The 13549-nt window shown below is 68.1% G+C and carries 13 protein-coding genes and 1 pseudogene; 9 read left to right on the forward strand and 5 right to left on the reverse strand.

Translation table 11 applies throughout. From position 1 onward, the window contains the following. Positions 1-287 precede the first annotated feature (287 nt). Positions 288-494, reverse strand: a complete 207-nt coding sequence (locus CFB50_RS28195) for a hypothetical protein (RefSeq protein ID WP_069252981.1) — start codon at positions 492-494, stop codon at positions 288-290. A gap of 340 nt (positions 495-834) precedes the next feature. Then, a complete protein-coding gene (locus CFB50_RS28200; RefSeq protein ID WP_089447992.1) occupies positions 835-1440 on the reverse strand; it encodes an alpha-ketoglutarate-dependent dioxygenase AlkB family protein in 606 nt (201 codons plus the stop codon). A 98-nt stretch (positions 1441-1538) separates the two neighbouring features. Here CFB50_RS28200 and CFB50_RS28205 point away from each other — a divergent pair. Continuing rightward, positions 1539-1717: pseudogene (locus tag CFB50_RS28205) on the forward strand (malonic semialdehyde reductase); the annotation flags it as partial. 83 nt (positions 1718-1800) lie between these two features. On the opposite strand, the gene CFB50_RS28210 reads toward CFB50_RS28205, so the two are convergent. Further along, positions 1801-2949: a metallophosphoesterase gene (locus CFB50_RS28210; protein WP_089447993.1), complete on the reverse strand. Its 1149-nt coding sequence runs from the start codon at positions 2947-2949 to the stop codon at positions 1801-1803. A gap of 857 nt (positions 2950-3806) precedes the next feature. On the opposite strand from CFB50_RS28210, the gene CFB50_RS28215 reads away from it, so the two are divergent. The 5 genes from CFB50_RS28215 to CFB50_RS28240 all read left to right on the forward strand — a co-directional run bounded on the left by CFB50_RS28215 (position 3807) and on the right by CFB50_RS28240 (position 9872). Next, complete coding sequence (locus CFB50_RS28215; RefSeq protein WP_011547413.1) at positions 3807-4100, forward strand: hypothetical protein; 294 nt, start codon at positions 3807-3809, stop codon at positions 4098-4100. Further along, on the forward strand, positions 4097-5146 hold the full coding sequence (gene mdtN / locus CFB50_RS28220) for a multidrug transporter subunit MdtN (RefSeq protein ID WP_089447994.1): 1050 nt from the start codon (positions 4097-4099) through the stop codon (positions 5144-5146). The genes CFB50_RS28215 and mdtN overlap by 4 nt, the downstream gene beginning before the upstream one ends. Then, the gene (locus tag CFB50_RS28225; protein ID WP_089447995.1) at positions 5127-7328 is read left to right on the forward strand and encodes an FUSC family protein; all 2202 of its coding nucleotides are present in this window, start codon (positions 5127-5129) and stop codon (positions 7326-7328) included. Before mdtN ends, CFB50_RS28225 begins: the two co-directional genes overlap by 20 nt. Beyond that, positions 7315-8859 (forward strand): TolC family protein, encoded by a 1545-nt coding sequence (locus CFB50_RS28230; protein ID WP_089447996.1) that lies wholly within the window; start codon positions 7315-7317, stop codon positions 8857-8859. The genes CFB50_RS28225 and CFB50_RS28230 overlap by 14 nt, the downstream gene beginning before the upstream one ends. A 305-nt stretch (positions 8860-9164) precedes the next feature. Further along, the gene (locus tag CFB50_RS28240) at positions 9165-9872 is read left to right on the forward strand and encodes an MgtC/SapB family protein (RefSeq protein ID WP_089447997.1); all 708 of its coding nucleotides are present in this window, start codon (positions 9165-9167) and stop codon (positions 9870-9872) included. A gap of 46 nt (positions 9873-9918) precedes the next feature. On the opposite strand, the gene CFB50_RS28245 is transcribed toward CFB50_RS28240, so the two are convergent. Further along, positions 9919-10638 carry an autoinducer binding domain-containing protein gene (locus CFB50_RS28245; RefSeq protein WP_069251936.1) on the reverse strand — a complete coding sequence of 240 codons (720 nt, stop codon included), beginning with the start codon at positions 10636-10638 and terminating at the stop codon, positions 9919-9921. Positions 10639-10711: 73 nt separating this feature from the next. On the opposite strand from CFB50_RS28245, the gene CFB50_RS28250 reads away from it, so the two are divergent. The 3 genes from CFB50_RS28250 (at position 10712) to CFB50_RS28260 (ending at position 12794) form a co-directional block, all read left to right on the forward strand. Continuing rightward, on the forward strand, positions 10712-11155 hold the full coding sequence (locus CFB50_RS28250) for a DUF4902 domain-containing protein (protein WP_089447998.1): 444 nt from the start codon (positions 10712-10714) through the stop codon (positions 11153-11155). Positions 11156-11369: 214 nt separating this feature from the next. After that, positions 11370-11978, forward strand: coding sequence for an acyl-homoserine-lactone synthase (locus tag CFB50_RS28255; RefSeq protein ID WP_027789397.1), 609 nt, complete (start codon positions 11370-11372; stop codon positions 11976-11978). 51 nt (positions 11979-12029) lie between these two features. Then, positions 12030-12794 (forward strand): hypothetical protein, encoded by a 765-nt coding sequence (locus CFB50_RS28260; protein ID WP_179254238.1) that lies wholly within the window; start codon positions 12030-12032, stop codon positions 12792-12794. A 173-nt stretch (positions 12795-12967) separates the two neighbouring features. Here the strand turns inward: CFB50_RS28260 and CFB50_RS28265 are convergent, their stop codons facing one another. Continuing rightward, positions 12968-13258 carry a hypothetical protein gene (locus CFB50_RS28265; protein WP_089448000.1) on the reverse strand — a complete coding sequence of 97 codons (291 nt, stop codon included), beginning with the start codon at positions 13256-13258 and terminating at the stop codon, positions 12968-12970. Positions 13259-13549: the final 291 nt, after the last annotated feature.

Raw genomic sequence — 13549 nt, forward strand, 5'->3', positions numbered from 1 at the left:
TGTCGATGGGTCGGCGTCCGGCGTTCGAGTCGCGGCGCGAAGCCGCATCGCCGGCGCGACGGACGCCGTGCAGGGACGTTAAGCGTGGCGTATGGCACACACGTGTCGAATGGTACGGACCATTTGACGCGGCGAGCTCGGGCGAATGGGCGAACGGGCGCGCAAGCGCGCCGCACGCACGGTCGCGCGAAGCGCGACAGGCGACGGAAAACAATCGGGAAAGCCACCCGGCGGCGGGCGGCAAGCGATGAAGACGATCCTCGGGCGGCGGGATCGACGCGACGGCGTCAGGCCGTCACGGCGGCGTCATACGCGGCGCGGGCAAGCTGGCCGGCGGCGTAGGCCTCGGCTTCGCCGCGAAAGCCTTCACGGCTGAACGCAACGACTTTCACGCCAACGCCGGTCGCCCGCTTCACCGTCAGCGCCCATTGCCATCCGCCGTCTTGTTCAAAGACGTGCAGCGAGGGTTCGAAGGAAGGGTCGAATACGGTCACGCGTTTTGCTCCTGCCCCCTTGCGCACCGCATCGGCAACGCTTGGGGCATGTCGAAAGGATCGCGCCGGGATGCGACGCGTTTCTGCCATTCGACAGTCTAGTCAAGGATTGTTGCGACGCACCATCAGAGGTTTCACTCATCTATCGAAACCGGGTGGTCGATCAAATTTTCCTGAAACCCATATGGGACGGGCCTCAGCGCCGTTTCAGCGCGCACGGTTCAGCGCTCGTGCGGCAACGTGCCGCACATGCGACGGCTTGCCTGCGTCGATCACCCATGAATCGCAAAAACGGGGCGCGAATCGCCCGCCGAGCCAGGCACGTCGGTGATGGGCGTGGTTACCGGCCCATACCCGCCGGCATCACGCGCCGAAACGTCAGGTTCACGCGCTCGCCCTGCACGCCCGGCGCCTTCGGCACGCGATGCTGCCATTCAGCCTGTGTGCGGCCTCGCATCACGAGCAGGCTGCCATGCCCGAGGCGATACGCATGCGTGACACCGGTCTTGCGATGCCGAAGGTCGAACACGCGCATCGCCCCGAGGCTCACCGATGCGATCACCGGCGCATCGCCAAGCTCAGGCTCGTTGTCCGCATGCCAGCCGAGGCTGTCCTGCCCGTTGCGGTAGCGATTGAGCAGCACGCTGTTGAAGCGCGCACCGCACGTCGCCTCGACCGCGCGCTTCAGGTCGAGCACGGCCGGCGTCCACGGCGCCGGCACGTTGCGGATCCCCGAATACACGTAAACGGCATCCGGCTCGCCCTGCCATGCGGTCAGCCGCGGCAACGGAATGCGTCCGCGCGGCGTGCGGATCGTGTCCTGCTGCCACGCGACTTCGCCGATCAACGCGGCCAGCGCGCGATCGGCATCGGACGGCACCAGCCAGTCCGGGTACCAGTCCACGTCGGGTGCGGGCGTGTCAGCGAAGAGATCGGGTGTCGACATGGCGGGAGAAACGGGCGAAGAACGGGGCGAACGGTGCATGCCTGCATACTAGCCAACGGCGTCGCACACTGCCATGCGCTGTCATTCGCGGATGAAAGGTAGCCGCACGCGCACTCGGCCTCGACACGGGCCCGATGTCCGGCTTCGACGGCGCGAAGGCGATGCCGCGTTCTTCGCGGGCATCGCGATCAAAAGCAACGTCCTCGTGAATCTCAGCGACGGCGATCCGGCCGGCCTGTTCCCGCGCAGCCCGCGCTTCGATTTCGACGACATCGCCGCATCGAGTGACGGCCGATGGCCGGCGCCGGCGCCCGTTGATGTCGGGCTTGCGCCGGCCTTTTCCAGACGAGGGAACGCGCGCTACCCGCCGCGCGTCAGCCGGATCAGCGTGATCTCGGACGGCACGCCGAAGCGGTTCGGCGGCCCCCAGTATCCGGTGCCGCGGCTCGTATAGAGCCACAGATCGCCGAAGCGGCTCAGCCCGCCGATCACCGGCTGCTGCAGCCGCACGAACGGCGGCCATGGCAGAAACTGGCCGCCGTGCGTATGTCCCGACAACTGCACGGTAAAGCCGGCCCGGTTCGCCGCTTCCGCGCTGCGCGGCTGGTGCGCGAGCAGGATCTTCGTGCCGACGTCGCGCGGCGCACCCGCCAGCGCCTGCACGGGATCGCTGCGATGGGCGGGATCGAACCCGCCCGCCGTGAAATCGGTGACGCCCGCGAGCACCGCGTGCGCACCGTCATGTTCAATGAGCACGTGCTCGTTGAGCAGCACCGTCAGCCCGATGCGCCGGAACTCGTCGATCCACGCATGCGCGCCCGCGTAATACTCGTGGTTGCCCGTCACCAGGAAGCTGCCATGCCGCGACTGCATGCGGCCGAGCGGCGCCGTGTGGTCACGCAGGCGCTTGACCGAGCCGTCGACCACGTCGCCCGTCACGACGACGAGGTCGGCATCGAGCGCGTTGACCGCGCGCACGATCCGTTCGACGTAGGGCCGCTTGATCGTCGGCCCGACGTGGATGTCGGACAGTTGCACGATCGTCAGCCCGTCGAGCCCGGCCGGCAGCCCCGCGACCGGGATGGACACGCGCTTGACCGCCGCCGTACGACGCGCACCGACGAATCCGATCACGGTGACGAACACCGCACCGGCCAGCACGCCGATCGCCGTGTCGGTCGCCGCGCCGGGCCACGCGCCGTCGTGCCCGAGATGCCGCCATCCGAGCACGCCGAACAGCACGAATTCGCGGAGGAACGTCAGCAGGAGCAGCGACGAGAAGAAGCCCATCACGAGCGAGCCGGACCAGCCGGCCAGCGTCGCGGCCCAGCCCTCGTCGAAGCGGCGCGAGAACATGCCGACCGGGATCAGCACGACGAAGCTCGCCAGCACGAGCGCCGCGATCGTGCGCGCGACCGGCGACGTGAATGCATCGGGAATGATCCGAATCCCGACGTACAGATGGAACAGCACGCCGATTGCAATGAACCGGACAAAGAAACTTCGCATGGAACACTCACCTTCGTTGCGATACCGCCTGACCGCTTCCGCGCCGCCATCGCACGAGGCCGTGAGGCTCCGTGCCGCGCGTCGCGCCATACGTACGATGGTACACAGATCGCGGCTGTGACGACCGGTCGCCAGCCAGGCTTCGACGCCGCTCGGCGCACCGCTCGACCATGGCTTCGTCGGCCTGCCCGATGCGAGCGACGTTCAAGCTTTCCCGAAGCCCGTCGTTACCGACATGCAGCGCGCACGCCGCGCTTGCCCATCCCGGTCAGCCACTTCGAGAACGGCGGCCGGATGATCGATGCGAACGTCCGCGTCTTGCCCGACGGCACTGCGCATCGTCGCTCTCGCGGGTGAGCAAACGAGCAGACAACTCAGGCCGAACGCCCGCCGCAGATCTGCGTCACCGATCGCGACACGCTGCCGCGCTTCATACGCAATCCGGTCGGCCCTCTCGTCAACATCGCTCCCGATCCGCCGGATCGACCCACATTCCTCTGCGTTCGAACGGCAATCGGCCGTTTCCGCCCCGATTCCGCGCTGTCGACAGGACAAATCGGCCGCCCTTCGTTCGTCTGACGATCCTTTACAGTCCGTTAGCAACCCTACGTGAGCTTGCGCTGGCAGAATCGCGACGGTCCGACCATCATTGCAGAAACGCGGTGCCGAACGTGCGGACACGCCCCCCCGACCGGTAATACCCCCCCACGGTGCACGGGGCGGGTGGCTGGCGGTCCGCATCGCGCTGATTTATTATCGGCTCCGTATCCCGGAATCGTCGTCGCGGCCCGGCCGGTCGCGACGATCCACATTGCGCCGCGCCCGGCATCCACCCCCACCGTCGAGCTCGTCACACCATGAGAAAAACAACGCCGCGCGCGCCCTTGCGCGTCGCCGCCGTCCTGGCGCCAGCCCTGCCGCTCGCGGGCTGCGCATCGCGCGGCGCTCCGTCGTACGTCCTGTTCGGCGCGTATTTCCCGCTTTGGCTCGTCAGCGCGATCGTCGGCGTCGTCGGCGCGATCGTCGCGCACCGCGTATTCGTCGCGACCGGCTGGGCCGCCACGGTCCCCTACCAGCTGGCCGTCTGCACCGCGATCGGGCTCGTGGTCGCGGTGATCGTGTGGCTCACCGGCACGGGGCCGTTCGCATGAAGGCCGCCGGTATCGCCCGCCCCTCCGTCAAAGGCCGCGTGATCGCACTGGCGATCGTCGCGCTCGGCATCGCGGCACTCGTGTACGCGTACTACCGCACAACGGCCTACCCGTCCACCGACGACGCATCGATCGACGCGGACGTCGTGCACGTCGCGTCGCCGGTCGGCGGCCGCATCGTGCAGCTCGCGGTGCATGAAAACCAGCGCGTCGCGAAAGGCGACCTGCTGTACGTCATCGATCCCGTGCCGTACCGGCTGACGGTTGCGCAGGCGCAGGCCGACCTCGAACTCGCGCGCGCATCGCTCGACACCCGCCGCCGTTCGCTGATCGGCGAGCGCTCGAACGCGGCCGTGGCCGCCGAGCAGGTCAAGCGCGCAACCCAGAACAGCGACCTTGCCACGCGCGACGTGAGCCGGCTCGCGCCGCTCGCCGCGCAGGGCTACGTCAGCGCGCAGCAGTTCGACCAGGCGAAGGTCCGCCAGCGCGACGCGGCCGTGTCGCTCGCGCAGGCACAGGAACAGCAGCGCGCGTCCGCGCAAACGATCGGCGACGAGGCCGACGCGATCGCGACGCTGCATGCGCGCGAGGCCGCGCTGGCCCGCGCGCAGCATGCGCTCGAAGACACCGTCGTGCGCGCGCCGCACGACGGCCTCGTCACGGGCCTGAGCGTGCTCGCCGGCGAAACCCTTGCGCCGAACCAGTCGATCTTCACGCTGATCGACGCAAGCGAATGGTTCGCCGTCGGCAACTTCCGCGAGACGTCGCTGAGCCGCATCGAGGTCGGCGACTGCGCGACCGTCTATTCGATGATCGACCGCAGCCGCCCGCTGACCGGCAAGGTCGTCGGCGTCGGCGCAGGCATTGCCGACAGCGCCCGCATCAACCTGCCGCGCACGCTGCCGATCGTGCAGAACTCGGTGAACTGGGTGCACGTCGCGCAGCGCTTTCCCGTACGCGTGAAGCTCGACGAACCCGACGGCAAGCTCGTGCGCGTCGGCGCCAGCGCGATCGTCGAGGTCCGGCATGGCACTGCCTGCCGCTGAGGTTCGCTCGCCGGGCCCGCGCGAAGTCCTGCGACTGCTCGCGCCGTTTCCGGGGCGCACGTCGATTGCCGTCCGGGTTGCGCTGATCTGCGCGCTGACCGCGCTCGTGACGGCCGCCTACGGCACGCCCGAAGCCGCGTTGTCCGCGTACGTCGTGTTCTTCATGATCCGGGCCGACCGCGTGACGAGCGTCGTGCTCGCGGCCGCGCTGCTGGTGATCGTCACGATCGTGATCGGGCTCGTGCTCGGCATCGCGATCTTCAGCATCGACTATTCGATCCTGCGGGTCGCGTGCATGGCCGTGCTGTCGGTCGGCCTCCTCTATCTGACGTCGGCCAGCAAGCTGCGCCCCGTCGGCGCGATCCTCGCGATGATCGTCGGCTTCGGGCTCGACCAGCTCGGCCTCGCGCCGTTCGGCGAAGCCGCGACCCGCGCACTGCTGTACATCTGGCTGACGATCGCGATCCCGGTCGGTGTCGCGATCGTCGTCAACCTGCTGATCGCGCCGTCGCCGCGCAAGCTCGCGCACGCGCAACTCGCGAAACGCTTGCGGCTTGCCGCGCAGCGGCTGCGCGGTGACGATGCCGCGCGCGACGCATTCAATGCCAGCCTGCACGAAGGCGACAAGCAGCTGCTCACGTGGCTCAAGCTGTCGAAACTCGAAGGCTCGTCGTCCGCCGCCGACTTCGCGGCGTTGCGGCAGGCCGTGACATCGAGCACCGCGCTGCTCGTCGGCGTCGCGCTGGCCGATCGCGAACCAGGCGCGCGGCTGCCCGACGCATACGCCACCCCGATCGCCGCGACGCTCGACGAGATGGCCGACATCCTCGACCAGGGCGGCTACCCGGTCGACGTGACGCTCGCGCTACCGCCGACCGACACGCTGCCGCCGCTCGCGCGTGTTGCTGCGACGGATCTCCACGCGGCGATCACGCATTTCGCGGAACCGGCCGCGACGACCGATGTCGCTTCGACGGCTTCGACGGCTTCGACGGCTTCGACGGCTTCGACGGCTTCGACGGCTTCGACGGCTTCGACGGCTTCGACGGCTTCGGCGGCTTCGGCGGCTTCGGCGGCTTCGGCGGCTTCGGCGGCTTCGGCGGCTTCGGCGGCTTCGGCGGCTTCGGCGGCTTCGGCGGCTTCGGCGGCTTCGGCAACTGCCCCCGACGCCCCCGCAGCCGCCCCGCGCGGCGGCTTCTTCCTGCCTGACGCGCGCACCAATCCCGACCACATCCGCTACGCGCTGAAGACGACCGCCGCGGCGATCTTCTGCTACCTGCTGTATTCGCAACTCGACTGGTCGGGCATCCATACCTGCGTCGTCACCTGCTACATCGTGTCGCTCGGCTCGACGGCCGAGACGGTCGAGAAGCTCACGCTGCGGATCTTTGGCTGCATCGTCGGCGCGCTGCTCGGCACGGCGGCACTGGTCTTCGTCGTGCCGTCGCTATCGTCGGTCGGACATCTGATGGCGCTGGTGTTCGCCGGCGGGTGGCTCGCCGCGTGGGTCGCATTCGGCTCGCCGCGCATCGCGTATGCCGGCTTCCAGATCGCGTTCGCGTTTTTCCTGTGCGTGATCCAGGGCGCCGGCCCCGGCTTCGACCTGACGATCGCGCGCGATCGCACGATCGGCATCCTGCTCGGCAACGTCGTCGTGTATCTCGTGTTCACGCGCATCTGGCCCGTCAGCATCGGCAAGCAGATCGACGCCGGGCTCGCCGCGCTGATCGACCAGTGGCGGCGCCTCGTGCAGGTCGCGCAGCCGGCCGAGCGGCGCGCGCTCGCAGCGGAGGCGTTCGCCCGTCACGGCGCGATCACGCAGGAGCTCGGGCTGGTCCACTACGAACCGTCGTGGGTGCGGCCGGCCGCGTCGTGGCTCGCCACCCGACGCCGCGCGCTCGCGGAACTCGGCGCGCTTGAAGGCCCGCTGTTCCTGCTCGCCGAGCGCCAGCCCGGTGACGCGGCGATCGGCGCGCAGCTCGCCCGCGTGACCGAACCGCGCGACGACGATACCGCGCCCCATCGAGAACCCTCCGCGCCGCCGGCCACCCCGCCGCGCGCAGCCCCCACCGATCCCGCACGCGACGCGCTGCTGAACCTGATCGACACGCGGCTCGCACACATCGCCGATGCCGCCCGTCAAGCCACACCGAAGGAGCCTGTTCCCCATGCGCGTACCTGAACCGCCGGCCGCCTCGATCGCCGCCGCCGCCCTCGCGACCGCCGTCGCGCTGGCCGGCTGCGCGACGTCGTCGATCGATCTGGCGCCGGAGGCGTCCGACCGCCCGTGGCAGCCGCAAACGTCGGCCGCAGGCGATATCGTGCCGGGCCCGCCGCGCGCGTCCGCGCAAGGTTCGCACGACTACACGCTGCCCGCGTCGCCGGCGCTCGCGTCCGTCTCGCCGCCGGCCGCGCTCGATGCCGCGCACGCGTACACGCTGCCCGAGCTGATCGATCTCGCCGAATCGGCGAACCCGCTGACCCGTATCGCATGGAACGACGCGCGCAACGCCGCGCTCGCGGTCGGCCTCGCCAAGACCGCCTACCTGCCGAAGCTGTCCGCGACGGCCATGGGCGGGTACCAGGCAAACCACGGCTCGACGTCGTCGTTCCTCGGCGACTCGTCGAGCAACTCCACCGTGCACGGCACCATCTCGGCGCTGTCGCTGCAATGGCTGCTGTTCGATTTCGGTGGCCGCGCGGCGCGCGTCGAAGCGGCCGAACAGGCGTCGATCGCGTCGAATGTCGCGTTCACGGCCGTCCACCAGCAGGTGATCCACGACGTGACCGTCGCGTACTACCGCTACGAAGCCGCACGCGCGCGCTCGCTCAGTGCCCAGCAGGGCCTCGCGAACGCGGACGCGATCCTCGCGGCCTCCCGGGCGCGACTCAAGCACGGCGTCGGCACGGTCGTCGAACTCGCGCAGGCGACGCAGAACCGCGCACAGGCCAACCTCGCGCTCGTTCAGGCGAATGGCACGGAGAGCGACGGCTACCTTGCCCTCGTCTCCGCGCTCGGCATCTCGCCGCTGTCGAAGCCGACGATCGCCGCGCTGCCGAAGCGGCCGCTGCCGCCCGCGCTCGGCTCGTCGGTCGACGCGATCGTGTCGGATGCGATCGCGCGCCGCCCCGACCTGCAGGGTGCGTTCGCGCTCGAAAAGGCCAATCGCGCGAAGATCAAGGCCGCGGAAGCCGCGTTCATGCCGAAGATCTTCCTGTCCGCGTCGACGTCGTACGCGAGCGGCGGCACGTCCATCTCCGCGCTGCCCGCGATCGGCGACCAGGCGCCGACCGTCAACCTGAACGGCAGCCGCTACGGCGGCGGCGTGTTCCTCGGCGTGACGATTCCGCTGTACGACGGCGGCCTGCGCTCGGCGGTACTGATGCAGGCACGCAACGACGCGGAAAGCGCCTCCGCGCGCCTCACGCGGTCCAAGGAGGAAGCGGTCCGCCAGGTCGTCGCCGCGCAGAACGCGGTACAGACGAGCCTTGCGTCGCACGATGCCGCGAAGGCGCTCGTCGATGCCGCGCAGACGAGTTACGACGCGGCGCTGACCGCGTACCGGAACGGCGTCGGTTCGGTCACCGATGCGACGATCGCGCAAAGCCAGTTGCTCGCCGCCCGCAACGCGGAGGTCGACAGCTATGCCGGGGCGCTGTCGGCCGCCGCCGCGCTCGCGCTCGCGACGGGGACGATCGGCTCGGCGCAGTAGCGTGGCCGCCGCGAGGCGGTTGACGCATGCGCTCGCCGCCCACTAGAATGCCGCCCATTCTTCCTTCAGGAACCATCGTGGACAGTTGCAGCACTCCGTTGCGTGCGCCGCTTGCCGCCTGAACGCCTGTCCGACGCAGTTCTCCTGCCCGGCTCGCGTTCCGCGAGCCGCACGCCTCCCGTTTCACACTGAATGACGCATTCGCGCGATACAGTACCGCGCGATGACGGCTATCTTCGTGTCGCCTTCGGCCTTGCGCCGCCGCGACGCGAAACGGCACGCGCTTCTTGCACGGCAGGACAACCATGACTTTCGATTTCGCACTCCGTCTTTTCACCGCGTTCGCCTGCGGCGTCGCCATCGGCATCGAGCGCCAGATGCGCCAGCGCACGGCCGGCCTGCGCACGATCACGCTCGTCGCGAGCGGCGCGTGCCTGTTCGTCACGCTCGGCGTGCTGACCGGCAACGGCGTCGCGGGCGTCACGCAGATCGCCGCCTACGTCGTGTCGGGCGTCGGCTTCCTCGGCGGCGGGGTGATCATGCGCGACAAGGGCTCGATCCAGGGCATCAACACCGCCGCGACCCTGTGGTGCTCGGCCGCCGTCGGCGTGCTGTCCGGTTCCGGTCATTACGTGCCGGCGCTCGCCGGCACCGGCGTCGTGCTGCTCACCAATACGCTGTTGCGCAGCGTCAGCCAGGCGATCAACGCGACGCCGGTATCGAATGCCGATCTCGTGCGCGAATACCAGATCACCGTGATCTGCCTGACCTCCGACGAAGTGCATATCCGCACGCTGCTGTCGAACTCGATGTATGCGAAGCCGCTGTCGTTCCAGAGCCTCACGAGCGAGGACGTGCCCGACCAGCCGGACCGGCTGAAGGTGACCGCGACACTGAAGCTGCATCCGAAGGATCAGCAGAAGCTCGAGCAGATCGCGAGCCGGATGAGCATGGAGAAGAGCATTTCCAGCGTGAGCTGGACCGCGAAGGAAGCGGAGCCGATGATGGAGTGAGCGGCCTGGCGGCAGCACCATCTCGCGCCGCCGCCTTCACGCCCTGTCAGGGCGTCTCGATCAGGCCGGCCGAGATAGCCTTGACGACCGCCTGGACCTTGTTCGTCGCGCCCAGCTTCTCGAGGATGTTGTTGACGTGGAAGTTGACCGTCCGCTCCGAGATGCTGAGGATCTGGCCGATTTCGCACGCGGTCTTGCCCTCGGCCGTCCAGCACAGCACCTCGCGCTCGCGCGCGGTCAGCGTGACGCCCGCCGCCGGCGCCAGCTTCGGCACCATGAAGCGGCTCATCAGCGAGTGCGACAGGTTCGCGAGCCAGTTGGTCTGCAACGTCAGCATGTTGATCTCGGCCGGCGTCAGCGGGTCGGCATGGCGGGCGATGCTCAGCAGGCCGAACGCACCGCGGGGCGCCCAGCTCGACTGCGCGACGCCCACCGACAACCCGAAATCACGTGCGTCCTGCCAAAGCGGGCACGGTTCGATCCGGTCGACGTCCGGCCAGACGATCATGTTGGTGCTGAGCGCGCCGTCGCGAACCGTCGAGTCGATCTCGATGTAGTTCTGCGCCTGGTAGTGCGCCATCCAGCCGTCCGGATAGGTATTGAAGATCGCGACCGCCGGCTTCGAAACAGGCAGCGGGACGCGAATGCCGTAACAGCAGTATTCGAATCCCAGCCGTTTGGAATAGGCGGCGATCCGCTGGAAGAGCTGCTGCTCGTCTTCCGCGGCGCTGAATTGTTGATAGGCATCCTGCCAGCGCAGTTCCATTCATTCTCCGACAACGTCACGCTGTCATACTTGTCAGGTGCCAGCACCCGTTCGAGGCTGATACATTCCGCGCATGACTTCACCTTTGCTGCACTCGGTCCCCGGCCCGTCCCCGGACGGCTACGTACGCCTGCAAGAAGGCGCACTGGCCGTGCTTGCGCTCGACCATGTCGCAAGCGGCCTCGACGCATCGCTGCTCGAGGAATTGCGCGACAGCGCCATCGACGCACGCCTCGCCGGCTACACCGAATGGCATCGCCCGGCCAGTGCCGGCGTCGCTTACGTGACGATCGGCTGGGACTGGTACCTCGAACGCGCGACCGGCACGTTCGTGATCGCGGGCGGCGACGTCCGCAGCAACGTGATGGTCACCGACGCCACCGGCGCCGACATCGGCATGTTCCGCACGGCCGCCGCGCTCGCCGCACGGCTCGCGTGCATCGACTGGCCCGCCGCGGTCGCGTCGGCCCTGCTCGGGCACAACGACGCCTATCATGCCGGTCCGACGCTCCAGTGACAACTGGCTGTGCGTCTATTCCTCTGACAATTTCCGTGATGCTGGCGCTCTTTATAAGCAAAAGCGCCACGCTTTTCAATCCCGTTGATCAAGAAACCGTTACCACGTCCTAAACGGCATCTTTCCGGCGTCACCCTGTAAGAGTTACCAGTTACAGCCCCCTCGTGCTGCGCGATGTAATGCATGCATACAAAAGCACAGATCCGAGGACACCATGCGGACCTTCGTTCACGAGGAAGGGCGGTTGCCACACGAACTTGCGGCGGATCTTGGGCGCTATCGGCGCCGTGTGTTCGTCGAGCAGCTCGGCTGGGCACTCCCGTCGGCGAACGAAAGCTTCGAGCGCGATCAGTTCGATCGCGACGATACCGTGTACGTGTTCGCGCGGAACGCCGGCGGCGACATGTGCGGATGTGCGCGCCTGCTGCCGACGACGCGCCCGTATCTGCTGAAGTCGCTGTTCGCCGACCTGATCGCCGAAGACATGCCGCTGCCGCAATCGGCCGCCGTCTGGGAGTTGTCCCGGTTTGCGGCAACCGATGACGAAGGCGGGCCGGGCAATGCCGAATGGGCCGTGCGCCCGATGCTCGCGGCCGTCGTCGAATGCGCGGCGCAGCTTGGCGCGCGGCAGTTGATCGGCGTGACGTTCGCGAGCATGGAGCGGCTGTTCCGCCGGATCGGCATACACGCGCACCGCGCAGGCCCGCCCAAGCAGGTGGACGGCCGTCTGGTGGTCGCATGTTGGATCGACATCGATCCGCAAACGTTTGCCGCACTAGGAATCGAGCCGGGGCAAGCCGCCCGGCAAGCCATCGCCGCCTGAACCGGAACGCGCGTTTCTGTCCGGGCGGCCTCGTAACGAAGGAGAATCAACGTGGACCAGTCTCAGGTCTTTCGCGCGATGATGCCCGGGTTGACGAGCGCCAACGGCGCCCGCATCGCGGTCGCCTACCCGTCGTTTCCCCGGCCGCTGCCGCTCGTGCGGCTCGACCGCCGCGGGCTCGTGTTCCGTGCGGCCGGCGCCGCGCCGCTCGTCTGCGGGCTGCCGCGCGCGGCGACGCTGCTGGTCGCGGACGAGCCGCTCTGCTCGCTGCGCCTCGTGATCCGCGACATCGCGCCGGCCGGCGAAGGCCGGCATGACCTGACGATGCAGCCGTCCGGCGCCGCCGGCGACGAATTGCTGTGGCACGCGTTGCGTGATCGCGAGCCCTACCGCCAGATCCAGCAGCCGCTCGCGCCCGTCGACGCGTCCATCGCCACCTGCGGCGACCCGCACGCGTCGGCCGGCGAAGCCGGGCCGCGCCCGTCGCGCAGCGCGGCCTTCCGGCTGCCGTGCCACAGCGACGCGCTGTTCTTTGCCGACTGGCTCGAATATCACTTCGACGAACTGCGTGCGCTGTCGCAACAGCATGGGCCGCAACTGCAGCTCAACCAGCTCGAGCGGCAGGTGGCCGACGACGAGGTCGGCGTGCGCTTCGTCTACGACATCGATGGCCATGCGACGCGGCACGCGCTGACCGACTGCGCGCGCGAGGCCTGTGCATGGATCGAGACGGAGATGCGCGACAAGTATGCGTTACCGGTCGCGCAGGAGCGTTTCAGCGCGTTTGCGGCGCACGCCCGGGCAGGCGGCATGTGAGTGCGATGCAACAGGAAGTTGTATCGATACAACTAGGGCTTGCCATGCCTCGGGTTTTCCCTTAAATTTACGTCTGTCTCCTCCATGTCTCCAAACATGGATTCAGCCCGCTCAATGTAGCGGGCTTTTTCTTGCCTGCGCGAATTGCGGGGACACATCTCCTTCCGCCGCACCTAGCCTGCCGGGCGCGCATCAGGCGGCCACGGCCAGAAGTGGTGCACCGCAAATATCAGCGCCACCACCCCGATCATTACCAGCAGCAGGTACAACCAGCCCTTCTTGGTCGTTGGCAAGTCCGCCAGCGCACTCACGTCGCCCGTCAGGGCCGCCAACGCGACCATGCAGAATCCGACCAGTATCATCGTCCCCTTGGCCACCCATCCAAAGGCAACCTCCAGCACGACCATCCATCGCGACTGGCGATAAGGGCCGGTAACCGGCCGACGGAGATCGGGCTTACTCATTTGCGCCCTCTCGTCCGGGATAGGCGCGTACGCTCATCACTCGACAGGCTGAGGCGAAAACAGGACGTCGAAGGTTGTCCTGACAAGCACCGGCTGCAATGGGGTGCGCGCATTTGATCGGGAGCGTCATGTTTTTTCTTTCACGAGACGAGGTTTGACGGTTCGATTCGTTTGGCCGGAAGGCGCCCATATCGTTCGATACGATGGGCCCGCGCCGAAACACGCTCCGTTCGTCACACGCAATCCGGATTGGCCGGCTTATCATTGACCGGCCCGCCACTCGCCTCCGAG

The organism is Burkholderia sp. AU33423, from assembly GCF_002223135.1.
Lineage (GTDB): Bacteria > Pseudomonadota > Gammaproteobacteria > Burkholderiales > Burkholderiaceae > Burkholderia > Burkholderia lata_D.

Bases quoted from the DNA above. Each gene is read 5' to 3' on its own strand.
- CFB50_RS28200 (WP_089447992.1), bottom strand. From the start codon at position 1,440: ATGTCGACACCCGATCTCTTCGCTGACACGCCCGCACCCGACGTGGAC.
- CFB50_RS28210 (WP_089447993.1), bottom strand. From the start codon at position 2,949: ATGCGAAGTTTCTTTGTCCGGTTCATTGCAATCGGCGTGCTGTTCCAT.
- CFB50_RS28215 (WP_011547413.1), top strand. From the start codon at position 3,807: ATGAGAAAAACAACGCCGCGCGCGCCCTTGCGCGTCGCCGCCGTCCTG.
- mdtN (WP_089447994.1), top strand. From the start codon at position 4,097: ATGAAGGCCGCCGGTATCGCCCGCCCCTCCGTCAAAGGCCGCGTGATC.
- CFB50_RS28225 (WP_089447995.1), top strand. From the start codon at position 5,127: ATGGCACTGCCTGCCGCTGAGGTTCGCTCGCCGGGCCCGCGCGAAGTC.
- CFB50_RS28230 (WP_089447996.1), top strand. From the start codon at position 7,315: ATGCGCGTACCTGAACCGCCGGCCGCCTCGATCGCCGCCGCCGCCCTC.
- CFB50_RS28240 (WP_089447997.1), top strand. From the start codon at position 9,165: ATGACTTTCGATTTCGCACTCCGTCTTTTCACCGCGTTCGCCTGCGGC.
- CFB50_RS28245 (WP_069251936.1), bottom strand. From the start codon at position 10,638: ATGGAACTGCGCTGGCAGGATGCCTATCAACAATTCAGCGCCGCGGAA.
- CFB50_RS28250 (WP_089447998.1), top strand. From the start codon at position 10,712: ATGACTTCACCTTTGCTGCACTCGGTCCCCGGCCCGTCCCCGGACGGC.
- CFB50_RS28255 (WP_027789397.1), top strand. From the start codon at position 11,370: ATGCGGACCTTCGTTCACGAGGAAGGGCGGTTGCCACACGAACTTGCG.
- CFB50_RS28265 (WP_089448000.1), bottom strand. From the start codon at position 13,258: ATGAGTAAGCCCGATCTCCGTCGGCCGGTTACCGGCCCTTATCGCCAG.